The sequence below is a fragment of the gamma proteobacterium symbiont of Axiagastus rosmarus genome (assembly GCF_059730925.1).
The window spans coordinates 848,282-873,107 of sequence record NZ_AP035925.1 but is presented as its reverse complement, the minus strand read 5'-3'; the positions used below and the strand labels follow the sequence as shown (position 1 = coordinate 873,107).

The following is a 24,826-nucleotide window of genomic DNA, read 5'->3' as shown; positions in this document are numbered from 1 at the left end:
TGTGCCCGTTATGCTTCCCTGCGTTACCCCCACTAAGCCGTGTGGTTTTGATGCGGTTGCTGCAGCAACTCCTCCAGTGAGACGTTTACGCCTTCCAGGGTAATCAGCTGCGTACTGCTGTACCCCGTGCCGCTGCCGTCACGGTCAATCGACAACACCGTATTACCGTCCGCGGTATGATCCACTTTCACAAAGTCATTGATATTACTGGTGGAATCATTCCAGCCGATCAGCAGACTGCTGACGTCGATCTTGTCACCCTGCGCGACGCTGAAGTCGGTCCAGGTGTCGTGACCGTTGCCGCCGGTGGCATCTGCGCTGCTCAGCAGGTGGTAAACCAGCGTATCTGCGCCGGCACCGCTGGTAATGGTGTCGTCGTAGGCGCTGCTGGTGAGGCTGTCAGCCGCGGCGCTGCCCGTGATGGTCGGGTGGAGCTCAATGGTAAAGGTGTTGCTGGTGATGGTGCCGTCGGACGACGCCAGGGTGTAGGTAAACACCTCCTTATGCGTGATGTTCTGGATATTCACATCCGCGTTCAGGGTATAGGTATAGCTACCGTTGGCGGCGATGGTCAGCACACCAAAGTCCCCGGCCACCGCCGTGCTGCCCACGCTGCTCACGGTGGTGAGATCGCCGTGCTCATTGAGGATGCTCAGCGTGCCGCTGTGGCTGACGTTGCTGTCTCCCCAGATGCTGCCGCTGGCATCGTGCTCGCTGCTGGTGGTGGTTTCCGCCGCCAGACTGGTGGTGGCGAACAGCGCGGTGGCCGCACCGTTATGCAGCGTCACCGTCAGCGTCGCCGAGGTCACTGCACCGCTGGCATCCCGCACCGAGTAGGTGAAGGTGTCCGCTGATGGCAGGGTATCGATATCCTGCCCGGCCTTCAGCGTGTAGGTGTAGTTACCCTTCGCATCAATGGTCAGCGTACCGTAGGTGGTGTTGATCACCGTATTGCCGCTGGACGCCACCGTGCTGCTGCCCACCGACGCCACCGCCGTGCCGGACGGAATCGTCCCGGCGATGGAGCTGGTGTCGTTGGTCAGCAGGTTACCGGTGACCGTCGCGGCGGTGGTGACCGCCAGCGTGGTGAAATCCGACACCGTGCTTACCGTGGTGGTTGGCAACACGCTAATGTTGGTGGTGGCTGCGACCACCACCGCATAGTTGCCGGTCCCCAGTCCGGTGTAGGTGACGTTTGCCCCTTTCAGCGTACCGATCGTCAGCAGCGCGCTGATGTAGTTGGTCTTGATACTGATCAACTGCCACGAGCCGTTTGCCTGCTGTTCGTACAGGTTTAACGAATAGTTGGCGGCCACGCCGAGACTGGTCACCGAACCGTTGAGCGTCACGGTACGGCTGTCATCGTTACCCACGCTGAACAGGTAAGCATTACCGTTGTTCAGTACGCTGGCATTGAGCACCGTACCCAGCCCCACGGTCAGCAGCGCGGTGTGCGACGAGTTGACCGTACCGTTGTTCACCGTTGCCTGCGTGCTGGTGTAATCCACCTCGTTGCTGTCGTTGGTCGCCACGATGCGAATCGCACCGGTCAGCGAAGCCCCCGGCGAGACGTTACCGGCGCGATCCGTCTGGATCACCGAGAGCGGCGCACCGGTGATCTGCGCGGTGGTGAGCGTCACCGACCAGTTGCCGCCGCTGCCGACCGTGGTGGTGCCGAGCGCGTTGCCGCTGGCATCGCGCACCGTCACCGTGGCTCCGACTTCACCGCTACCGGTGACAAGGGTACCGGCGCTGTTGATCGCCAGCCCGCTTACCGCCGCCGGAGGCAGGGTATCGACGTTCACCGTCGCCGTGATGTTGCCGGTGCTGACGTTACCCGCCGCATCGGTCACCGTGGTGCTCAGCGTGTGCGCGCCGTTCGCCAGCGTGGCGGTAGTGAAGCTCCAGCTGCCATCACTCCCCGCGGTCACAGAACCAATGGCGCTGGCACCGTCGTAGATAGTGACCACGGCACCCGCTTCCGTGGTGCCGCGCAGCGTTGGTGTGGTATCACGCGTGAAGGCACCGTTCGCCAGCGTCACCGGCGTACCGCTGATGTCATCAATGATGGTCAGCGTACTGGCGACCGGCACCACGGTGTCGACGATCAGCGTGGTCGACACCTGCGGGCTGACGTTGCCCGCCGGATCGGTCTGCGTCACGTTCAGCGTGTGGCTGCCGTTGCTCAGCGCGTTACCTACCACGAAGCTCCAGCTGCCGTTGCTGCCCACCGTGGTGGTGCCCAGCAATGTGGTGCCGTCGTACACCGTGATGCGCGCGCCCGCCTCGCCGTTGCCGCTCAGCAGCGGCGTGCTGTCGTTGGTGACGCCATTATTCGGAATGGTCACCGCCGTGCTGCCGTTGTTGTTGAGCGCCAGCAGATTGGTGATGGCCGCCGGTGCCGTGGTATCGATGATCACCGTGGCCGCGGTGGTGCCGCTGACGTTACCTGCCGCATCCGTTACCGTCACCGTGATCGGGTGCGGACCGGCGCTCAGCGCCGCCAGTGGCGTGAAGCTCCAGCTGCCGTCCGCCTGCACAATCGCCGTGCCCAGTGCCAGACCGTTGTCCAGAATGGTGACGCGTGCCCCGGCCTCCGCCGCGCTGACGCTGCCGCGCAGCGTTGGCGTGGTGTCGTTGGTCGCACCACCGTTGACGATGGTGGCACCGGTCGCATCATTAATAATGGTGAGACTGGTGTTCGCTGGCGCCACCGTATCCACGGTGAGGTTAATCACCTCAGAACGGGGACTGACGTTGCCCGCGCTGTCGGTCACCGTCACGCTCAGCGCGTGGGCGGCATTACTCAGCGTCGGCGAGACGAAGCTCCAGCTGCCGCTGGCGTTAGCCTGCACCGTTCCGAGCAGCGTGTTGCCATCGTAAACCGTGACAATCGCGTTCGCTTCCGCCGTGCCCTGCAGCGTCGGCGTGCTGTCGTTGGTGACTCCGTTATTAACGATAGCCACACCGGTGACGTCGTTGGTCAGCGTCAGCCCGGTTGCCGCCAGCGGCGGCGCGGTGTCGACGGTCAGCGCCAGGGACGCTGCGGGACCGGTATTGCCTGCCGCATCGGTGGCCGTCACGCTGAAGGTGTGTAAACCGTCAGACAAGGTGCCGGTGACGAAGCTCCAGCTGCCGTTGCTGGCCGCGGTTACCGAACCCAGCACCGTATCACCATCGCGGATGGTCACGATGCTGTTGGCTTCCGCCGTACCGCTCAGGCGTGGCGTGCTGTCATTAGTGACGCCACCCGCCGCAATCGCCACCGGCGTGCTGCCGTTGTTGTTCACCGCTGCCAGCCCGGTGATGGCCACCGGCGGCGTGGTGTCGATCACCAGCGTGGCGCTGGTGGTGGCACTGACGTTACCGGCCGCATCGGTGACCGTGACGTTGAGCGTATGGAGCGTTTCGCTCAGCGCCGTGGCTGGTGTCAGCGTCCAGTTACCGTCACTACCCACCAGCGCGGAACCGACCAGCGTGGTGCCATCCAGCACGGTGACGATGCTGCCCGCCTCCGCCCGACCGCTCAGCACCGGCGTGGTATCGCTGGTGACGCCGCCATTCGGGATGACGCTGCCGCTGACGTCGTTGGTGACCACCAGCGTGGCCGCGCCCGGCGCAACGGTATCGACGGTGATAGTTACCGGCGTGGTGCGCGGGCCGGTATTGCCCGCCGCATCGGTGACCGCCACGCTCAGCGCATGCGCGCCGTTACCCAGTGTCGGCGAGACAAAGCTCCACGCGCCGCTGCCGTTCACCTGCACCGTGCCGAGCAATGTGTTGCCGTCATAAACGCTAACCGTGGCGTTGGCCTCGGCGCTGCCGCTCAGCGTTGGCGTGGTGTCGTTAGTCGCGCCGCCAGCCGGTATGCTGACGCCGGTAACATCGTTAGTGATGGTCAGGTTGGTGGCCACCAGCGGTGGCGTCGCATCAACGATCAGCGTCACGCTGAGCGCCTCGCCGGCGTTACCCGCCGCGTCCGTTTCCGTGACGCTGAAGGTATGGCTGCCGTCGCTCAGTGCCGCAGAGGTGTAACTCCAGTTACCACTGCTGCCGACCGTCAGCGAGGCCACCACATCGCCATCGAGGCGAATGGTCACCACGCTGCCTGCCTCAGCTACACCGCGTAACAGCGGCGTGTTGTCATTAGTGGTATCGCCGTCAGCAATCGTCACCGGCGTGCTGCCGTTGTTGTTGCTGGCCGTCAGCGTCAGATCGTCCGGCGCCAGGGTATCAACGATCACCGTCGCGCTGGTGCTGGTGCTGACGTTGCCCGCCGCATCAGTCACCGAAACGCTCAGGGTGTGCGATCCTTCACTCAGCGCTGTCGCTGGCGTGTAGCTCCAGTTGCCGCCGGACGGCACGGTCAGCGTGGTCAGCACATCACCATTGTTGAGGATGGTGACCGTGCTGCCCGCTTCCGCTACGCCGCTCAGGGTTGGCGTGGCATCGCTGCTGTAGCCGCCGTTGAGCACCGGTTGTGCGGTATCATCGTTGGTGATGACCAGCGTCGAAGCGTTCGGTGCGATGCTGTCCACAGTGAAGCTAAGCGCCGGGGTGCGGTCGCTGCTGTTACCTGCTGCATCGCTGACGCCCACGCTCAGCGCGTGCGCCCCTTCGCTCAATGCAGGCGTGGTCAGCGTCCAGCTTCCCCCTGCGCCCACCACCACCGACGCGATAGCGGTGTTGCCATCGTACACCGTGACCAGGCTGCCCGCATCGGCGCTGCCGCTGAGTACCGGCGTGTTGTCATTGATGACGCTGCCGTCGCTAATCGGCACCGCCGTGCCGCTGCGATCGTTGCTGATCACCACATCAGCGGCCACCGCCGGCGCGGTGGTATCCACGGTGAAGCCGAGGGTAGCCGATCGCGTCCCCTCATCACCGCCAGGGTTTTGCGCAGTGATGTAGTATGCGTAGCTGCCTTCAGCCAGCGTCGGCGTATAGCTCCACTGGCCGTTAGCATCCGCCGTAACGCTGGTGATTACCACATCCGTATTAGCGTCATAAATACGAATCAGCTGACCGGCTTCGGCAGAGCCGCTGAGCGTTGGCGTGGTGTCGCGGGTTACCGCGCCGTCTGCCAGCGTCACCAGCGTCGTGCCCGTGTCGTCAGTGATTTGCAGCGTCGAGGTGGCTGGCGGCAGATCGGCCTGCACGTCAAGGCTGAACGCAGGCGTTGCCGTACTGACGTTGCCCGCCGCATCGGTGACGGTCACGGTGAAGCTGTGAGGTCCGTTGTTGAGCGCCGCGGTCGTAAAGCTCCAGGCACCGCCAGAGCCGGCCAGCGCAGTGCCCAGCAGCGTGGTGCCATCGTAGATGTTCACCGTGCTGCCGGCTTCTGCCGTGCCGCTCAGGGTTGGCGTGTTGTCATCGGTTGACGCGCCGTTGTCCAGCGGGCCCGTCGTGCCGCCCACGTTATCGGCAACCACCAGGTCTGGAACCGCGTCTGGCACCAGCGTATCGACGGTGATATTCACCGGCCCAACCGGCTCGCTGACGTTGCCAGCGGCATCCACCACCTGCACCGAGAAAGCGTAGCTGCCATCCTGCAGCGCGCTGGTTTCAAAGCGCCATGCGCCATTGGCATCGGCGACCACCGAGCCAATCACCGTATCATCCTGCAGCAGATTGATGATGGCACCGGCCTGCGCCGTTCCGCTCAGTACCGGCGTGGTGTCGTTGGTAAAGCTGCCATCCACCAGCGGCAGAGCGGTCGGACCGTTATTGGCGTTGACCTCAAACGACAGCACCGGATCTGGCCCGACGGTATTAACCGTCACGCCAATGCTCACCGGGTCGCTGACGTTACCCGCGTTGTCACTGACGACGACCGTCAGCGTGTAGCTGCCGTTATCCAGCGGCAAGGTGTTCAGGCTCCAGTTGCCTTCGCTGTCCACCGTCGCCGACCCCACCAGCACGTTGCCGTTGTACACGTTGACGAGGCCACCCGCCTCACCGCTGCCGCTCAGCAGCGGCGTGTTGTCGTTGGTGGCGCCACCGTTGGCGATGGTGACTGGATTATCCGGATCGTTGTCATTCTGCAGCAGCACGGCGCTGACCGGCTGCGGCGGCGTAGCATCAACCTGAACGGTGAAGCTGGAAGACGGCGCACTGACGTTGCCGAGGCTGTCCGTCACCGTGGCCGTCAGGGTGTGCTGACCATCGGTGAGCACGGGCGACAGGAACACCCATTCGCCGTCCGCATTGGCGGTGGTCGAACCCAGCACCACATTACCATCGTAAATGGTCACCAGGCTGTCAGCCTCCGCCGTACCGCTCAGGCGTGGCGTGTTGTCATTGGTAAAGGTGCCATCGGGTACCAGTACCAGATCGGTACCGTTGTCGTTATTCACTTCCAGCGTGGCCTGGGCCGGAGCCTGGTTATCCACGGTAAAGGTAATCGGTGCCGACGCCGGCCCGGTGTTACCGGCCGCATCGGTGACCGTCACCGTCAGGCTGTGCGCCGCGTTGGTGAGGGTTGGCACGTTGAAACTCCACGCGCCGTCACTGCCCGCAATCGCCGTACCAATCGGCGCGCCATTATCCAGAATGTTCACCGTGCTGCCCGGCTCAGCAACGCCCGCCAGCAACGGCGTGGTATCGCTGGTGGTCGATCCCGACGGAATATCTACCAGCGCACTGCCGTTGTCATTGGAGAGACTGATTTCCGTCACCTGATCCGGGGCGGTGGCATCAATCACCAGCTGTGCCGTGACCGGCGCGCTGACGTTGCCCGCCGCGTCGCGCGCCACAACGGTTAAGGTGTAGCTGCCGTCACTCAGCGCACTGGCCGGCGTGAAGCTCCAGCTGCCGCTGCTGCCGACAGTGACGCTGCCCACCGGACCGTTCTGCGAGGTAATCACAATCAGGCTGCCCGGATCGCCGCTGCCGCTCAGCACCGGCGTGTTGTCACTGGTTAAGCCGCCGTTCGGGATGGTGACCGGATCGCCGTTGCCATTGTCGCTGGCGACGCTCAACTGGGTGACCGCCGACGGTGCTATGGTATCGACGGTGATCGCCACGCTGGCGCTCGGTGCACTGACATTGCCGGCGACGTCGGTGACCGTCACGCTGAGGCTGTGCGAGCCATCGGTCAGTTCAGGTGAGAAGCTCCATGCGCCATCGTTATCTGCCGTCGCCGTGCCAATCGGCGTCTGCCCGTCATAGACGATGATGGTGCTATTCGGCTCTGCCGTTCCGCTGAGCAGCGGCGTGCTGTCATTGGTGTTGCTGCCTGAGGTGATTGGCGTGGCCGGATCGACATTGTTGTTCACCAGCAGCAGATCGACGACCGCGTCCGGCGCCGTGGTATCCACGGTAAAGCTAATCGGCGCGGAAGGATCGCTGACGTTACCCGCCGCATCAGTCACCGTTACCGTCAGGCTGTGATCGCCCTCGTCCAGCGTACCGGTAACAAACTGCCAGCTGCCATCGGCGCCCACGGTCACAGAACCGATCGGCGTCGTGCTGTCGCCATCGTAGACAGTGATGATACTGCCCGCCGTGGCGCTGCCGGAGAGCTGCGGCGTAGTGTCGTTGGTCGCGCCATTGGCGGCAATCGCCACCAGCGTGCTGCCGTCGTTATTGCTCAGCACCACGTCCACTGGCGCTGCCGGTGGCGTGAGATCGACGGTGAAGGTGTACGGCGCGGACTCCGGCCCGACGTTGCCTGCCGGATCGGTGACGCTGGCCGTCAGGCTGTGACTGCCCGCTTCCAGGGCGGTATCTGGCGTGAAGCGCCAGCTGCCGTCATTGCCGGCGGTAACCGAGCCGATGATCACGCCGTTGTCGCGCACGATCACCACGCTGTCAGGCTCGGCGCTACCGCTCAACACTGGTGTGGTGTCGTTGGTCGCCCCGCCAGAGGCCACCGGTACGGCCGGATCAACCTCATCGTTCACCAGCAGCAGGCCGGTCGGCTCGGCCGGTGCCGTGGTATCCACGGTAAAATCAATCGCCGCGGACGGTGCGCTAACGTTGCCCGCCGGGCTGGTAACCGTCGTGGTCAGGCTATGTTCGCCCTGGCTCAGCGTCGGTACCGCATAGGTCCATGTGCCACCGGCCCCCACCAGCACGCTGCCCAGTACCGTGTTGCCATCGAGGATGGTGACGGTACTGCCGGCATCGGCGGTGCCGCTCAGCTGCGGCGTGGTGTCGTTGGTCGCGGTGCCGCTGTTGATCGGCTGCGGCGTCTCGCCGTTATCGTTGTTCAGCACGACATCAACGGCGGCAGACGGCGTGGTGAGATCGATTGTGAAATCAAACGCATCAGACGCCGGCCCGCTGTTGCCCGCCGTGTCGGTGACAATGGTGGTCAGGCTATGCGTGCCCGCCTCCAGTGCCGGATCCGGCGTAAAGCTCCAGTTGCCGTTTGCATCGGCCTGCGCCGAGCCAATCACGCTGCCATTGTCGTAAATCGCGACGAGGCTGCCCGGCTCCGCGCTACCGCTGAACAGCGGCGTGGTGTCATTAGTGACGCCATCCGCCGCGATCGGCAGCGGCGTTGCGCCCTGATCGTTAACCAGCAGCAAGTCTGCGGCGGGCGCCGGATCGGTGAGATCGATGTTCACCTCCAGCGGAGCAGAAGGTGCGCTGGTATTGCCAGCCGGACTGGTTTCGGTCGCCGTCAGGCTGTGCTGCCCCTCGCCCAGCGCAGTGGCTGGCGTGAAGCTCCAGCTGCCGTCGTCGTTGACCGTGGTGGTGCCCAGCACGGTATTGCCATCCAAGACGGTGATGGTGCTGCCGGCGGTGCCGCTGCCGCTCAGGACCGGCGTGGTGTCGTTAGTGGCACCGCTGGTGATCAGCACCGGCGTGCCGCTCTGATCATCACTGAGCTGCACATTGCCCGGCGCGGCTGGCGTGGTGGTATCAATGGTAAAGCTGAGGGCGGCCGAGGGTTCGCTGGTATTGCCAGCGGTATCGGTCACCGTCGCCGTCAGGCTATGGTCGCCCGCTGCCAGCACCGGTGCGGTGAAGCTCCAGCTGCCGTCGTTGCCGACGGTGGCGGTGCCCAGTACCGTATCGCCATCGGAAATGGTCACGGTGCTGCCCGGTTCCGCGCGGCCACTGAGCACCGGCGTGGTGTCATTGGTGAGGCCATTGCTGACCGGCACCGGTGTGCCGCTCTGGTCGTTGCTGAGCAGCAGCTCGCTGGCCACAGCGGGTGCGCTGGTATCGACAATAAAAATCACCGCCGTACTGCCCGGCCCGGTATTGCCCGCCGTGTCGGTAACGGTGGACGTCAGGTTATGTTGCCCTTCGCTCAGCGGATCGGTCGGGGTGAAACTCCAGCTGCCGTCGCTGCCTGCCGTCGCCGTGCCCAGCACCGTATCGCCATCGCTGACGGTCACCGTGCTACCGGGTTCAGCGGTACCGCTCAGGGTTGGCGTGGTGTCATTGGTGCTGCCGCCCGCGGCAACCGGTGTGCCGTCGCCATTGCTAAGCTGCAGATTGCCTGCCGCCGCCGGTGCCTGCGTATCGACGGTGACGGTTACCGGTGTTGACGCCGGTCCGGTGTTGCCGGCCGCATCGGTCACGGTGCTGGTCAGGCTGTGGCTGCCATCGCTGAGAGGCGACGTGGTGAAGCTCCAGTTGCCATCGTTGCCCACCGTGGTGCTGCCAATCACCGTACCGCCATCGGAGATAATGACCACACCGCCGGCTTCACCGCTGCCGCTCAGGGTTGGCGCAGAGACGTTAGTGCTGCCTGTGCCCAGCGGATCGCCATCATCGTTGGTCAGCTGGATGCCTGTCGGTGCTGCGGGCGCGACGGTGTCGATGGTGATGGTGATTACCGGCGAATCCGTCACCGTGCCGCTGCCGTTATCGGCGCTGGCGCGGAATGCGTAGGTGCCGTCGGCCAGCGCCGCTGGCGTGAAGCTCCACTGTCCGTTGCTGCCCGCGACCACGCTGCCCAAAACCGTGCTGCCGTTGTACAGGGTGACGAGATCGCCCGCCCCGGCCTGGCCGCTGAGAATCGGCGTGCTGTCGGTGGTGCTGTCGTTATTGGCCAGTTCGACCAGCGTGCTGCCGTTATCATCGGTGACAATCAGCAGGCTGCTGGTGGCCGGCACGCCCGCCTCAATGTTGACCGTGAACACCGGCGATGCCGGGCTGACATTGCCGGCCGCGTCAGTCACTGTGGTGGTCAGGCTGTGCTGCCCGTTGGTGAGCGCATCTGGCGTAAAGCTCCAGCTGCCGTTGCTGCCGGCGGTAACGCTACCGAGCAGCGTGGTACCGTCATAGATACGCACCACCGCGCCCGCTTCTGCCGAACCGCTCAGAGTTGGCGTGCGATCGTCGGTGGTCTGGCCGGAAGCCAGCGCGCCGGTGGCGCTGCCCGCGTTATCGGTCACCTGCAGGCCGCTGACGGCGGCAGGCGCGGTGGTGTCAACGCTAAAGGCGATCGGCGTTGATGCCGGGCTGACGTTGCCGGCGGCATCGGTCACCGTAGTGCTCAGGCTGTGATTGCCCTCGCCCAGCGCTGGCGTGGTGAAGCTCCAGCTGCCGTTACTGCCCACGCTGACGCTGCCGAGAACGGTGTTGCCATCGCGAATCGTGACAATACTGCCGGCTTCCGCCGTGCCGCTCAGCAGCGGTGTCGCATCGTTGATCGCGCTGCCGCCTGTCACCGGCTGTGCGGTACTGCCGGCATCGTTCAGCAGTGCCAGATCGCTGGCTGCCGCCGGTGGCGTGATATCAACCGTGATGTTCAGGGTGACGGTGTCAATCACATTGCCGTCAACGTCGGTAATGGTGGCGCTGAACGCGTGGCCGCCCTCACTCAGGTTGCTCAGGGCAAAGCTCCACTGCCCATTGCCATCGGCGGTGGTGCTGCCGAGCAGATCGCCGCCGTCAAAGATGCGAACGAGGCTGCCCGCCCGGGTCAGCCCGGCGAGGATCGGGCTGTCGTCATTGGTGACGGCGCCGTTTTGCAGTGAGACAAGGGTATTGCCGCTGTCGCCCACCAGCTCAATGCTGGCGCTGGCGGGCGGCAGCGCAGCGTCCACATTGACCACAAATTCCGCGGTCGCGCTGCTGACGTTGCCCGCCGCATCAGTTTGCGTAACGGTCAGGCTGTGGCTGCCGTTGCTGAGCGCTGGCGTGGTAAAGCTCCAGCTGCCGTTGGCCCCGACAAGGGTATTGCCCAGGAGCGTGCTGCCATCGTAAATGCTGATCAGCGCACCGGCTTCGCCGCTGCCGCTCAGGGTAAGTGTGTTGTCATCGGTGGTAGCGCCCGACGTCAGCGGGCCCTGGCTGGCACCCACGTTGTCGATCACCTGCAGATCGCCGATCGCCGCCGGTGCGGTGGTATCGACGGTGACCACGATAGCCGCTGACGCCGGACCGGTATTACCGGCGCTGTCGGTTACCGTGGTAGTCAGGCTGTGATTGCCGTCGCTGAGCGCTGGCGTGGTGAAGCTCCAGCTGCCGTTACTGCCGACGATAGCCGTGCCGAGCACGACGTTGCCATCGCGTACCGTAACGGTGCTGCCGGCCTCTGCCGTGCCGCTCAGCGACAGCGTGTTGTCATTGCTGCTGCCGCCGGCGGCAATCGGCGTCACGGTGCCATTGCTGTCACCGGTCAGCAGCAGATCGCCTGCCGCGCCGGGCGCCACGGTATCAATGGTGACCGTCAGGGTGACGGAGGTGGTGACGTTACCGGCGGCGTCGGTGGCAACTGCGCGGAACGCGTAAGTACCATCTGCCAGCGTGGCGGGAGTGAAGCGCCACTGACCGCTGCCGTCGGCAATAGTACTGCCCAGCAGCGTGGTGCCGTTGTACAGCGTGATGACGGCGTTAGCGCTCGCCAGGCCGCTCAGCACCGGCGTGCTGTCTTTAGTACTGGCGCCATCGCTCAGCGTGCGCAGCGTGGCATCGCTATCGTCGGTAATTTGCAGCGAACTGCTGGTTGACGGCAGGCCCGCCTGAATCGTCACCACAAACGGCGAGGACGCAGCGCTGACATTGCCGGCAGCGTCCGTCAGCGTCACGGTCAGGCTGTGGCTGCCATTGCTCAGCGCTGGCGTGGTAAAACTCCAGTTGCCGTTCGCGCCCACCAGCGCGGTGCCGAGCAGCGTCTGACCATCGTAAACGCTGACGACAGCGCCCGCTTCACCGCGGCCGCTCAGGGTCGGCGTGTTATCATCGCTGCTCGATCCGTTTGGTACCGGCGTGTTGCTGCCACCGCTGTTGTTGGTCAGGGACACGTCCGTGGCCACTGCCGGTGGCTGCGTATCGACAGTGAAATCAACCGGGCTGGTGGCCGGACTGGTGTTGCCGGCAGCATCGGTGACGGTAACCGTCAGGCTGTGCTGCCCTTCACCCAGGGCAGGTGTCGTGAAGCTCCAGCGGCCATCGGCACCTACGGTGACCGTACCCAGCAGCGTGGTGCCGTCGTAAATACTGACAATGGTCCCCGCTTCAGCCGTGCCGCTCAGCGTAGGCGTGTTGTCATCGGTGCTGGTGCCGCCCGTGATAGCGCCCTGCACGCTGCCCGCGTTATCCGTGATCAGTAGATCGCTGACCGCCGCCGGTGCCGTGGTATCACCGCCGCCGCCATTGTCGCCGCCGCCGTTATCCCCACCGCCGCCACCGCCACCGCCGTTGTTACCGGCGATCAGCGCACCGATACCGGCCAGCGCGGCGCCGGCGATACCAAAGGCGGTCAGTGTGCCGTCACCCGTGACGTTTTCCGCTAACAGCCCTTCCGTGCTGTCGATAGAGACAAACTGGAAGCCTTCTGTGCCGGGATCTTCCACCCACCACAGCGCGCCTTTGTCGTCCTGCAGCACCAGATCGCTGTCGCCGTTAACATCGTAGAATTTATGAATAACAACGACTTCACCGGATTTAGTGGTGACCACTAAATCACTACCATTGCGTGTGAAAGACTTAATATCAGCCTGGTTAAGGTTGAGCTTAACCACACTGGGAGCAGTCAAATTAACCTGATTACCGCTCACTTCAGTAGCAATCGTTCCGCCTTTAGGCGTTACAGAGATATTGTTCATTTTATCGATATCCCGCGCAGTTATAAGCTTAATGGCATCCATAAAAACGCCCGGTATCGCCAGACACCGGTATTCTTCGCGAATAATTCAATGAATTACTCACATCCTCTCCAGGCCGGTTTCATCTGCCAGAGGCACAGTGAAAACGCGCTGAGTCGTTATTTGCCGCCCGCCCGAAAAACAGCTCTGCCGAACTCTTTTCAGACTTGCGCCAACAAATCAGTGAGATAGACGCTCTTCCAGTGGTAGCCTTGCATGCCGTAAATTGATTTTTGCGACAGCAAATCAACCTGACGTTGATGTTCAACGCCCTCAATAATCACGCCGCGACATAATTGGTTGAGGTGGTCGAGCAGAATGTCGAAAGTGCGATCTTCGCCAAATTGCCAAAAAAAATTTTTATCAATCTTGACGATGTCGAATATTCCGCTATCGAGCATGGTCAGGTTGGAATAACCCGGACCAAAGTCATCGAGCCATAACGGGGCCGGCGTGATTTTGGCTACGCCTTTCAGGATCAGCAGGTCGGCACTATTAAAACGTGCGGTGAAGAAGGCAGAGATTTCCAGCCGTAATCGCGTCAGCGCGGCCAGTTTTCTTTGTATTTCAGCATCTTTAAAAATGCCTGAAACAATATCTCTGTCTACATTAACGCTGATGACCTGCTCAAACCCCGCATGGTAAAGCTGAATAAGTTTTTCGACCTGGTGGAGGAATAACTGCCATTTTTCGTCAGCAGAAAGCCGACTGAAGAACCCTGCATCCCTGTCAGGGTTACGCTTATTATTGGTATCTGCATCATCTGCGAAACGCGTCAACAATTCCCATGCCACCACTTCACCGGAAATAGTGTGAACCGGCTCCAGCATCAGAATGTAGTCGGATTTGCAGCGCATTTTACGATCCTTACACTGGCTGATAGCGCGTTAAACCGTCAGCTTTTCTCATGTGATTCGTAAGGGAAACATCGATAAAACTTAACACCTTAACTGAAGGTTAACTTACAACTTACATTTTGAAAAATAGATTTCAGTGAACAACAGCGTGAACTTTAATCGTTTAAACCAATCAATAAATCTTCATTTTCACTGCATGTTTCATATAAAGATCAGATAATTCTTAGATTTCAGATTTTACTTATCGGCCCTGACAAAAAAATAAAACCAATAATCAATTGATTAATAAGCAATTAATTATAAAGCATTGGTATAAATTCTGGCTTTGTGCTTAAGATGGGATATTGCACTGCTTAAAGCGGGATTCCAGAAAGCGTCAAAAAACCGACAGTCTGCACATCGCTCACCCACCGCCTTATGCTTAAATTTTTATTATAGATAGTCAGAAACTCATAAAAGAAAGATTGGTCATTTGCGGGCAGGTACAACACTAAGCCACAGATTTAAAAAACGTTTTTTTCGCTGCCGATGCGCTTTCGCTGCTGAATTAAGCAGATAGCTTTTGTTAATAAACGGTTTGAATTTGCTGTTTCGGCCGGGATAATTTCAGAGTGATAGCGATCACGAATTGAATAAATGGCAGGAAGGATTGTCAGGGAAGGTGATAATAACGGGCTCCAGCCGGAGCCCGTTGCGGGAAATACACTTACTCGTCTTCGAGATAGGTGTAGCCGTAAAGCCCACTCTCAAACTCTTCAAGGAACTGCGCCCGCAGCTCTTCGTCAATATCCTGCTGCTGTTTTACCTGATCGCGGAATAACGTCATCAGATCGTTAGGATTGAGCTGCACGTATTGCAGCATATCCGCCACGGTATCCCCTTCATCAGACAGCTGCACTTCTACGCTGCCATCCGGGAAGGCGAAGACGTCAACCGCTTCGGTATCGCCAAACAGGTTATGCATATTGCCGAGGATTTCCTGATACGCCCCGACCATGAAGAAGCCCAGCATCGGTGGATTATCCACATCGTACTCCGGCATTGGCATGGTGGTGGCAATACCGTCGCCGTCAACGTAGTGATCGATGGTGCCATCGGAATCACAGGTGATATCCAGCAGTACCGCACGACGCTGCGGAGTTTTGTTCAGCCCTTCCAGCGGCAGCACCGGGAACAGCTGATCGATGCCCCACGCATCCGGCATCGACTGGAACAGCGAGAAGTTGACGTAAATCTTATCCGCCATGCGCTCCTGCAGCTCATCAATGATCGGCCGATGGGCGCGGTTGCTCGGGTCAAGGTGCTGCTGAATATAGTGGCAGATGCTGAGATACAGCTGCTCTGCCCAGGCGCGCTGACCGAGATCGTAGGTGCCTGACGAATAACCGGTGTGGATGTCGAATAGGTCCATCTGGCTGTCATGCAGCCATTCGCGCAGCGAACGGCGTACGCTTGGCTCGTGCATCTCCTGCCAGGTATCCCACAGGCTCTGAATCGGGCGCGGTGAGTCGGCATCCGGTGCGACCGGCGTGCTGAATTCATTGCGCTCAACGCCGATGATGTTGGAGACCAGCACGGTATGGTGCGCGGTCACCGCACGCCCCGATTCCGTAATCACGGTCGGATGCTCCAGACCGTGCTCTTCACAGGCGTCACCGATGGCCCAGATCACGTTGTTGGCGTATTCGTTCAGGCCGTAGTTGACCGAGCAGTCTGACTGCGAACGCGTGCCTTCGTAGTCAACCCCAAGCCCGCCGCCGACGTCAAAGCACTTGATGTTGACGCCCAGCTTCGCCAGCTCAACATAGAAGCGCGCCGATTCACGCACGCCGGTGGCGATATCGCGAATATTGGACATCTGCGAGCCGAGGTGGAAATGCAGCAGCTGCAGGCTGTCGAGACGACCCGCTTTGCGCATGATATCGACCAGCTGCAGCACCTGCGATGCCGCCAGACCAAATTTGGATTTCTCGCCGCCACTCGACTGCCACTTACCGGAGCCCTGCGATGCCAGACGGGCGCGAATGCCGAGACGCGGCACCACATTCAGCCGCTCGGCTTCTTCCAGCACCAGGCGCACTTCGGTCATCTTCTCAATCACCAGATAGACTTTATGGCCGAGCTTTTCACCAATCAGCGCCAGACGGATATATTCGCGGTCTTTGTAGCCGTTACACACAATCACCGAGCGGGTTTTCCCGGCGTGCGCCAGCACCGCCATCAGCTCAGCTTTGGAACCCGCCTCCAGCCCCAGCGGCTCGCCGGAGTTGACCAGCGATTCAATCACGCGCTTATGCTGGTTAACTTTGATCGGGTAAACCAGGAAGTAGTCGCCCTTATAGCCGTAGGATTCACGCGCGCGTTTAAAGGCGGCATTAATCGAACGCAGACGGTGCTGCAGAATTTGCGGGAAGCAGAACAGCGCAGGCAGGCGCTGGCCGTCGGCCTCGCGCTCTTTAACCAGCTTCGCCAGGTCAACGCGCACTTCCGGCTGATCCGGATCCGGGCAGACGCTGATGTGGCCGAGTTCGTTGACGTCGTAATAGTTGTTTCCCCACCAGGCAATGTTGTAGGTGCGCAGCATTCTGCTTGCGTCCTGATCGTTCATCGCCACCTCCTGCATCGAGCGGAGTACACCCTGTTCGCCAGCTGACGAACCCTTGATATTCTTCATGTCGTCAGACATCACGAACCTCAATTTTCCGTTGAAATATGAAAAAGTTGCCGGATTTTGCTGCTACTGCGCCGGATGGAAATTTCCTCATTCTGCTTATCTTGCCTCAGCAGGTTACCGTGCGCCTTACTGAGGTTAAGTGTAAAACACCGTGCCGGAAGCGGTGCACAACGGGGCAAAATCGTCCCGCATCACCTCACCACAGGCGAGTGAAACACAGCAGAGAAACTGGGGGAATAGCTTAGCCGGCGCTCGTGTCGGGATAATTACCGCAGCGCAGAAAACTTCGACGAGAGAAAAGAGCAGAACTGGAAATGGAAAGGCGTGCCAGCGCGCCAGAACGGCGCCGTGAACCGAAGAGAGCGAAAATGTGGTTCATTGTTTTTATCACCTCCAGCGCCTGCTAACAGCATGCGGAAACGGAGTGGATGAAAATCAGATCAACAGCCTCTGACAGCGCGACGCACGGGGGCGTCATCCATGGGACAACTGCGGCGTTTTATACAGTCTGACGCGGCAAAATGCAAAATCTTTGTCGGCGCGCTGCGGCGGGTGTCAGGAAAATATTCCAGTTGATCTGTAGCGATAAATGCGGATGGCGAAAAAGCACTGGAAAAACGCGCACTGAGTGACCTAAAATAGCCGTCCAGATGGTTTTCCATCTAAACTGATTAACATCCAGGCGGTGTGAGCCTGGTACGCTGACACTTCCTACTGCTTGCGGCTTTGCCTGAAGGGGCGTCGAGCTGGCATCATCCCGCTTACGCTATGCAGTCGAATTCAAACCATTTGCAAGGTAAAGAACAGAATGGCTAAACACCTTTTTACATCCGAGTCCGTATCAGAAGGACATCCTGATAAAATCGCCGATCAGATTTCCGATGCCGTGCTGGACGCCATCCTTGAACAGGATCCCAAAGCACGTGTCGCCTGCGAAACCTACGTAAAAACCGGTATGGTGCTGGTTGGCGGTGAGATCACCACCAGCGCCTGGGTCGATATCGAAGAGATCACCCGTAATACCGTACGTGAAATCGGCTATGTTCATTCCGATATGGGCTTTGATGCTAACTCCTGTGCGGTGCTGAGCGCGATTGGTAAACAGTCGCCGGACATCAACCAGGGCGTAGACCGTACCGATCCGCTGGAACAGGGCGCGGGCGACCAGGGCCTGATGTTTGGTTACGCCACCAATGAAACCGACGTGCTGATGCCGGCACCGGTGACCTACGCGCACCGTCTGGTGCAGCGTCAGGCTGAAGTGCGTAAAAACGGTACGCTGCCATGGCTGCGCCCGGATGCCAAAAGCCAGATTACCTTCCAGTACGACGGCGGCAGGATCGTCGGTATCGATGCGGTAGTACTGTCAACTCAGCATTCAGAAGAGATTTCACAGGCCGATCTGCGTGAAGCGGTGATGGAAGAGATCATCAAGCCGGTACTGCCGACCGAGTGGATCAACGCCAGCACCAAATACCACATCAACCCAACCGGTCGTTTCGTGATCGGCGGCCCGATGGGCGACTGCGGCCTGACCGGTCGTAAAATCATCGTCGATACCTACGGCGGCATGGCTCGTCACGGCGGCGGCGCATTCTCTGGTAAAGATCCGTCGAAGGTTGACCGCTCAGCGGCTTACGCTGCGCGCTACGTGGCAAAAAACATCGTTGCCGCTGGCCTGGCCGATCGCTGCGAAATCCAGGTTTCTTACGCGATTGGCGTGGCAGAACCGACCTCAATCATGGTGGAAACCTTCGGTACCGAGAAAGTTTCAACCGAACAGCTGACGCTGCTGGTGCGTGAGTTCTTCGACCTGCGTCCATACGGTCTGATTCAGATGATGGATCTGCTGAAGCCTATCTACAAAGAAACCGCTGCCTACGGTCACTTTGGTCGTGAACACTTCCCGTGGGAACAGACCGACAAAGCCGCCCAGCTGCGCGAGGCCGCAGGCCTGTAATCAACGCGGGTGCGGGCAACGGCTCTCACCCCGAACTTCTCTTACGGGAGAAGGTAAAATCGAGCCCGCGCAAGCGGGCTTTTTTACCGGCGAAATTTCCACGCTTTCGTCCCTGACCGCTTCCCCTATCCCGCCTTTGCACCATCACACTTTTTGTCTATACCACCGCAGGCGCATTTTTCAGCGCTGTCTACACTGTTAGCACTGCGCTTACAACAAAGTGTTAACGATTACATTTTGAAATCCTTTTAATATCTTCAATTTAGAGATTTTTCAGCGTAGTAACGGTGATGAAAATGCGTTATTTTCAGCGTCGTCTGATAGCCGATATTTATAGTGATGTCAGAAACTTAAAGGGTGCTATACCTTACTGGTTATGTGACTGATTCGGGCAAAAAATGCTGGATTACAGGGTTTCAGCGTGTGTAACCGATTACATCGATGTGATCGCACTCACTTTTTCCCGCAGGCAGCTTACTTAACATTGATAAAAACAAAGATGGATAAACTTCGGAGGCAATATGCCTGGTAATACTCACAAAAGCAGAACCTCAAACAAGGCGATGACCCTGTTTGTCTGCTTTCTGGCCGCTCTGGCGGGCCTGCTGTTCGGTCTGGATATCGGCGTTATCGCCGGTGCCCTGCCCTTCATCGCGAAAGATTTCAACGTTACCGCACATCAGCAGGAGTGGATCGTCAGCTCAATGATGTTCGGTGCTGCGGTCGGTGCTGTGGGCAGCGGCTGGATGTCTTCGCGTCTCGGCCGTAAAAAGAGCCTGATGGCCGGTGCCATCCTGTTCGTTATCGGTTCACTGTGGTCGGCGATGGCGCAAAACCCGGAAATGCTGATTGCCGCACGCGTTGTGCTCGGCCTTGCCGTCGGTGTTGCCTCTTATACCGCCCCGCTGTATCTCTCGGAAATCGCACCGGAGAAGATCCGCGGCAGTATGATTTCCCTGTATCAGCTGATGATCACCATCGGTATTCTCGGCGCTTACCTGTCGGACACCGCGTTCAGTGCCTCGGGCGACTGGCGCTGGATGCTGGGCATCATCACTATTCCGGCGGTGCTGCTGCTGGTTGGCGTGGTGTTCCTGCCAAACAGCCCGCGCTGGCTGGCGGCGAAAGGTGACTTCCGCGATGCACAGCGCGTGCTGGACCGCCTGCGTGACACCAGCGAGCAGGCGAAACGCGAGCTGGATGAGATCCGCGAAAGCCTGAAGATCAAACAGTCCGGCTGGCAGCTGTTCCAGAGCAACAGCAACTTCCGCCGCGCGGTGTTCCTCGGCGTGCTGTTGCAGGTGATGCAGCAGTTCACCGGCATGAACGTCATCATGTACTACGCACCGAAAATCTTCGAAATCGCCGGCTTCGCCAATACCACGCAGCAAATGTGGGGCACGGTGATCGTAGGTCTGGTGAACGTGCTGGCCACCTTTATTGCTATCGGTCTGGTGGATCGCTGGGGCCGTAAACCAACGCTGGTGCTGGGCTTCCTGGTGATGGCAGCCGGTATGGGTATCCTCGGTACCATGCTGCACATTGGCATTAACTCTGCCGGTGAGCAGTATTTTGCCATCGCCATGCTGCTGATGTTCATTGTTGGCTTCGCGATGTCAGCCGGTCCGCTGATTTGGGTACTGTGTTCTGAAATTCAGCCGCTGAAAGGGCGTGATTTTGGTATCACCGTCTCTACCGCGACCAACTGGATTGCCAACATGATCGTTGGTGCCACCTTCCTGACCATGCTGAACTCGCTGGGCAACGCGCCGACTTTCTGGGTCTACGCCGCGCTGAACGTGTTCTTTATTCTGCTGACGGTCGCGCTGATTCCGGAGACCAAAAACGTCTCGCTGGAGCACATCGAGCGCAACCTGATGTCGGGCAAAAAACTGCGCGATATCGGCCAGCAGTAAGGCCAGATGCGTTAACCGGGGCTGCCGCAGGGCGGCCCTTTTTTTATCTGCCGCCTGTGCGCATGCAGTTGCGTACCCCGCTGCAACGCCTTATGCTGCCGCACATGAAAACGCCACGTCTGCCCATCGCCCTGCAACAAGCCGTCATGCGCTCGCTGCGCCATTTTTTGCAGCTGGCTCAGCAAAAACTCGAACGTCATTTCGAAGAGCCGACGCTGGTTTATCAGCAGCGCGGCACGGCCGCAGGCACCGCTTGGCTGGAGCAGTGGCAAATTCGCCTCAACCCGGTGCTGCTGCTGGAAAACCAGCAGGCTTTTATCGATGAAGTGGTGCCGCATGAGCTGGCGCATCTGCTGGTGTGGAAAACTTTCGGCCGCGTGCCGCCGCACGGCAAAGAGTGGAAGTGGATGATGGAGGACGTGCTGGGCGTGCCCGCCCGCCGCACCCACCAGTTCGCAATCACTTCGGTGCGCAGCAATACCTTCCCCTATCGCTGTCGCTGCCAGCAACATCAGCTGACGGTACGCCGCCACAACCGCGTGGTGCGTGGTGAGAGCGAATATCGCTGCGTGCATTGCGGTACGCTGCTGCAACCCGGTGAATACGCAGCGGATTAGTCCGCGATTCTCATTCCCCGCGCCCGGCCATTCTGTTACCCTGCCGCCCTTTTTCGGTACCAGGTTATTTTTTGGAATATGTCTCGCAAAACGCTGTTATTACTCTCTCTGCTGGTCGCGCCGCTCAGCGCGTACAGCCTCAGTCTCACCCATTACAACCAGAACAATTTTCAGCAGGCGAAAGTGGTCGCGGCAAAGATCAACGCGGATGCGCCGGCGGATTTTTACTGCGGCTGCAAAATCAGCTGGCACGGTAAAAAAGGCGTGCCGGATCTGAGCAGCTGCGGCTATAGCGTACGCAAGAACGCCAACCGCGCGGAACGCATCGAGTGGGAACACGTCATGCCGGCGTGGGAGTTTGGTCATCAGCGTCAGTGCTGGCAAAATGGCGGACGGAAAAACTGCAGCAAAGACGCAGATTACCGCCGCATCGAAAGCGATCTGCACAACCTGCAGCCAGCCATCGGCGAAGTGAACGGCGACCGCAATAACTTCCAGTACAGCCAGTGGAACGGTGGCGAGCAGCAGTACGGTCAGTGCAGCATGAAGATCGATTTTAAGCAGAAGCGCGCCGAGCCTCCCGAGCGCGCGCGCGGTGCCATCGCCCGCACCTACTTCTATATGCGCGACCAGTATCATCTGCGCCTGTCACGCCAGCAAACCCAGCTGTTCACCGCGTGGAACAAGCAGTATCCGGTCACGCCGTGGGAGTGCGAACGTGACCAGCGCATCGCTGCGGTGCAGGGAAATCACAATTCCTGGGTACAGCAGGCTTGCCAGCGCTGAAAGCGCTACCCTACACTAGCTTTTTTCGATTGGGCCGCATCGCGCGATGCGGCATAACGCCGGCAGGAACCGCATGCGCATACCCCGCATTTATCACCCCGAAGCTCTAACCGTTAACAGTGAAGTTCTGCTTGATGAGGATGCCGCCAACCACGTCGGCCGCGTGCTGCGCATGAGCGCCGGACAGCAGATCGAGCTGTTTGATGGCAGTAATCTGACTTTTAGCGCCGAAATCACCCAGGCCGACAAAAAGCGTGTAAAAGTAAAGGTCCTTGCCAGCCAGCCTGACGATCGCGAATCCCCGCTGCACTTACATCTCGGTCAGGTGATGTCACGCGGTGAAAAAATGGAATTCACTATCCAGAAATCGATCGAACTGGGCGTGAATGTGATTACGCCCTTGTTTTCTGAACGCTGTGGCGTAAAGCTGGATGCCGAACGCCTGGCGAAAAAGATTCAGCAGTGGCAGAAAATTGCCATCGCCGCCTGCGAGCAGTGCGGTCGTAATCGCGTGCCGGAAATCCGCGCCGCGATGACGCTCGAAGCCTGGTGCGCCGAAGCGGATGACGGTCTGAAGCTCAACCTGCATCCGCGCGCCAGCCACAGCATCAATACGCTGCCGCAGCCGGTTGAACGCGTACGGCTGCTGATTGGCCCGGAAGGCGGCCTGTCGGCAGAGGAAATTGCCATGACGGCGCAGCACGGCTTTACCGATATCCTGCTCGGTCCGCGCGTTTTGCGCACCGAAACCACGGCGCTCACCGCCATCACGGCACTTCAGGTGAGGTTTGGTGACCTCGGTTAAGGGATACTTTCAGCCCGAAGACACACGCAGATAACTGACCAGCACAACGCTTTCGCACGGAACGGGGTGGCTGAATTCCCCTTTGAGGAGAGAATAATGATTAAGCTTGGCATCGTTATGGACCCGATTTCGTCCATCAACATTAAAAAAGACTCCAGCTTCGCCATGTTGCTGGAAGCACAGCGCCGCGGTTATGAAATTCACTACATGGAGATGGGCGATCTGTCGCTGCGCGGTGGCGTAACTTACGCGCGCACCCGGCTGCTGAGCGTCGAGCAGAACTATGATCAGTGGTACACGTTTGGCAGCGAGCAGACTATCCCGCTGGCCGATCTTAACGTGGTGCTGATGCGTAAAGACCCGCCGTTTGATACCGAGTTTATCTACGCAACCTATCTGCTGGAGCGCGCGGAAGAGCAAGGCACGCTGATCGTTAACAAACCGCAGAGCCTGCGTGACTGCAACGAAAAACTCTACACCGCCTGGTTTGCCGACCTGACGCCAGACACGCTGGTGACGCGCAACAAAGAGCAGCTGCGCGCGTTCTGGCAGGAGCATGGCGATGTGATCTTCAAGCCGCTCGACGGCATGGGCGGCGCGTCGATTTTCCGCATCAAAAAAGATGATGCCAACTTCGGCGTGATCACCGAAACACTGACCAACCACGGTCAGTTCTTCTGCATGGCGCAAAATTATCTGCCGGCGATCAAAGACGGTGATAAACGCGTGCTGGTGGTCGATGGTGAACCGGTGCCATACTGCCTGGCACGCATTCCGCAGGGCGGCGAAACCCGTGGCAACCTCGCCGCCGGTGGCCGCGGCGAAGCCCGTCCGCTGAGCGACAGCGACTGGGAAATTGCCCGCCGCGTAGGTCCGACATTGAAAGCCAAAGGGCTGATTTTTGTCGGCCTCGATATTATCGGTGATAAACTGACAGAAGTTAACGTCACCAGCCCAACCTGCATCCGCGAAATCGAGGCGGCGTTCCCGGTCTCCATCACCGGCATGCTGATGGACGCGATTGAAAAACGTTTGGGCTGAGGATGCCGCAGGAGTGAGAGCTCCGTGAACCACCCAAAGCCGGTGCAGCCGTTCAGCACCGGCTATTTTTGGTAAACGAGTGAGAATGAATTTACAGCACCATTTCTTGATTGCGATGCCGTCGCTGCAGGACCCTTTCTTCAAACGCTCGGTGGTATATATCTGCGAGCATAACGAAGAGGGTGCCATGGGTTTGATCGTTAACAAGCCGATGGACAACCTGACGGTCGAAGGCATCCTGAAAAAACTTAAAATCAGCCCATCAGAACGCGATCCTGCCATCAAACTGGACAAACCGGTGTTTGCCGGTGGTCCGCTGGCGGAAGATCGTGGCTTTATTCTGCACTCGGCCCAGCGCGTGTTCTCCTCCAGTATCCGCATTTCTGACAATACGGTGATCACCACTTCACGCGATGTGCTGGAAGCGATCGGCACGCGTGAACAGCCAGAGAACGTGCTGGTAGCGCTGGGTTATTGCGCATGGGAGAAGGATCAGCTGGAAAATGAGCTGCTGGAGAATGCCTGGCTGACCACGCCGGCCAATACGCAGATCCTGTTCCAGACGCCGATTGCCGAACGCTGGCGTGAAGCCGCGCGCAGCATGGGTGTGGACATCCATAACATGACCAGCGATGCAGGGCACGCCTGATGGCCAGTGAAACGCTGCTCGGCTTTGACTTCGGTACCAAAAGCATCGGCGTTGCCATCGGGCAACAGCTGACCGGCACTGCCCGCCCGCTCACCGCGCTGAAAGCGCAGGACGGCACGCCGGACTGGGAGCTCATTGGTAAGCTGCTGAAAGAGTGGCAGCCGGATTACGTGGTGGTTGGCCTGCCACTCAACATGGACGGCAGCGAACAGCCGCTGACGGCGCGCGCGCGTAAGTTTGCTAACCGGCTGCACGGCCGCTTCGGCGTGCGTGTGGAGCTGCAGGATGAGCGCCTGAGCACCGTTGAAGCGCGCGCCGACCTGTTCGAACGCGGCGGCTATCGCGCGCTGCAGAAAGGCCATATCGATTCGCAGTCCGCGGTGATTATCCTGCAGGACTGGTTCGAGACGCATTAAATCAGCCCGGACACGGCCGCGCGGTTTCGCGCCGCCGTGTCGGCGGTTCT

11 protein-coding genes are annotated in these 24,826 nt (G+C 59.8%); 8 read left to right on the top strand and 3 right to left on the bottom strand.

The window, feature by feature from the left end:
- Nucleotides 1–32 precede the first annotated feature (32 nt).
- The 3 genes from AC6I8F_RS04030 to speA all read right to left on the bottom strand — a co-directional run bounded on the left by AC6I8F_RS04030 (nucleotide 33) and on the right by speA (nucleotide 16,598).
- The gene (locus tag AC6I8F_RS04030) at nucleotides 33–13,016 is read right to left on the bottom strand and encodes an Ig-like domain-containing protein (protein WP_498028553.1); all 12,984 of its coding nucleotides are present in this window, start codon (nucleotides 13,014–13,016) and stop codon (nucleotides 33–35) included.
- Nucleotides 13,017–13,216: 200 nt separating this feature from the next.
- On the bottom strand, nucleotides 13,217–13,912 hold the full coding sequence (locus AC6I8F_RS04025; protein ID WP_127834529.1) for an EAL domain-containing protein: 696 nt from the start codon (nucleotides 13,910–13,912) through the stop codon (nucleotides 13,217–13,219).
- A 706-nt stretch (nucleotides 13,913–14,618) separates the two neighbouring features.
- Nucleotides 14,619–16,598 (bottom strand): biosynthetic arginine decarboxylase, encoded by a 1,980-nt coding sequence (speA, locus tag AC6I8F_RS04020; RefSeq protein WP_071813582.1) that lies wholly within the window; start codon nucleotides 16,596–16,598, stop codon nucleotides 14,619–14,621.
- Nucleotides 16,599–17,394: 796 nt separating this feature from the next.
- Here speA and metK point away from each other — a divergent pair.
- The 8 genes from metK to ruvX all read left to right on the top strand — a co-directional run bounded on the left by metK (nucleotide 17,395) and on the right by ruvX (nucleotide 24,776).
- On the top strand, nucleotides 17,395–18,546 hold the full coding sequence (gene metK, locus AC6I8F_RS04015) for a methionine adenosyltransferase (RefSeq protein WP_058771539.1): 1,152 nt from the start codon (nucleotides 17,395–17,397) through the stop codon (nucleotides 18,544–18,546).
- 521 nt (nucleotides 18,547–19,067) lie between these two features.
- Nucleotides 19,068–20,462 (top strand): sugar porter family MFS transporter, encoded by a 1,395-nt coding sequence (locus AC6I8F_RS04010; protein WP_498028552.1) that lies wholly within the window; start codon nucleotides 19,068–19,070, stop codon nucleotides 20,460–20,462.
- A gap of 104 nt (nucleotides 20,463–20,566) precedes the next feature.
- Nucleotides 20,567–21,079, top strand: coding sequence for a SprT family zinc-dependent metalloprotease (locus AC6I8F_RS04005; protein ID WP_088517903.1), 513 nt, complete (start codon nucleotides 20,567–20,569; stop codon nucleotides 21,077–21,079).
- A gap of 78 nt (nucleotides 21,080–21,157) precedes the next feature.
- The gene (endA, locus tag AC6I8F_RS04000; RefSeq protein ID WP_058757110.1) at nucleotides 21,158–21,865 is read left to right on the top strand and encodes a deoxyribonuclease I; all 708 of its coding nucleotides are present in this window, start codon (nucleotides 21,158–21,160) and stop codon (nucleotides 21,863–21,865) included.
- 73 nt (nucleotides 21,866–21,938) lie between these two features.
- Nucleotides 21,939–22,670, top strand: coding sequence for a 16S rRNA (uracil(1498)-N(3))-methyltransferase (gene rsmE / locus AC6I8F_RS03995; RefSeq protein ID WP_021506632.1), 732 nt, complete (start codon nucleotides 21,939–21,941; stop codon nucleotides 22,668–22,670).
- A gap of 96 nt (nucleotides 22,671–22,766) precedes the next feature.
- Complete coding sequence (gene gshB / locus AC6I8F_RS03990; protein WP_021506631.1) at nucleotides 22,767–23,711, top strand: glutathione synthase; 945 nt, start codon at nucleotides 22,767–22,769, stop codon at nucleotides 23,709–23,711.
- A gap of 85 nt (nucleotides 23,712–23,796) precedes the next feature.
- Nucleotides 23,797–24,360: a YqgE/AlgH family protein gene (locus AC6I8F_RS03985; RefSeq protein ID WP_021506630.1), complete on the top strand. Its 564-nt coding sequence runs from the start codon at nucleotides 23,797–23,799 to the stop codon at nucleotides 24,358–24,360.
- A complete protein-coding gene (gene ruvX, locus AC6I8F_RS03980; RefSeq protein WP_058757113.1) occupies nucleotides 24,360–24,776 on the top strand; it encodes a Holliday junction resolvase RuvX in 417 nt (138 codons plus the stop codon). The genes AC6I8F_RS03985 and ruvX overlap by 1 nt, the downstream gene beginning before the upstream one ends.
- Nucleotides 24,777–24,826: the final 50 nt, after the last annotated feature.

Excerpts from the sequence above, each read along its gene's own strand:
- AC6I8F_RS04005 (WP_088517903.1), top strand. The coding sequence starts at position 20,567 with ATGAAAACGCCACGTCTGCCCATCGCCCTGCAACAAGCCGTCATGCGC.
- AC6I8F_RS04010 (WP_498028552.1), top strand. The coding sequence starts at position 19,068 with ATGCCTGGTAATACTCACAAAAGCAGAACCTCAAACAAGGCGATGACC.
- ruvX (WP_058757113.1), top strand. The coding sequence starts at position 24,360 with ATGGCCAGTGAAACGCTGCTCGGCTTTGACTTCGGTACCAAAAGCATC.
- speA (WP_071813582.1), bottom strand. The coding sequence starts at position 16,598 with ATGTCTGACGACATGAAGAATATCAAGGGTTCGTCAGCTGGCGAACAG.
- AC6I8F_RS04025 (WP_127834529.1), bottom strand. The coding sequence starts at position 13,912 with ATGCGCTGCAAATCCGACTACATTCTGATGCTGGAGCCGGTTCACACT.
- rsmE (WP_021506632.1), top strand. The coding sequence starts at position 21,939 with ATGCGCATACCCCGCATTTATCACCCCGAAGCTCTAACCGTTAACAGT.
- gshB (WP_021506631.1), top strand. The coding sequence starts at position 22,767 with ATGATTAAGCTTGGCATCGTTATGGACCCGATTTCGTCCATCAACATT.
- endA (WP_058757110.1), top strand. The coding sequence starts at position 21,158 with ATGTCTCGCAAAACGCTGTTATTACTCTCTCTGCTGGTCGCGCCGCTC.
- AC6I8F_RS04030 (WP_498028553.1), bottom strand. The coding sequence starts at position 13,016 with ATGAACAATATCTCTGTAACGCCTAAAGGCGGAACGATTGCTACTGAA.
- metK (WP_058771539.1), top strand. The coding sequence starts at position 17,395 with ATGGCTAAACACCTTTTTACATCCGAGTCCGTATCAGAAGGACATCCT.
- AC6I8F_RS03985 (WP_021506630.1), top strand. The coding sequence starts at position 23,797 with ATGAATTTACAGCACCATTTCTTGATTGCGATGCCGTCGCTGCAGGAC.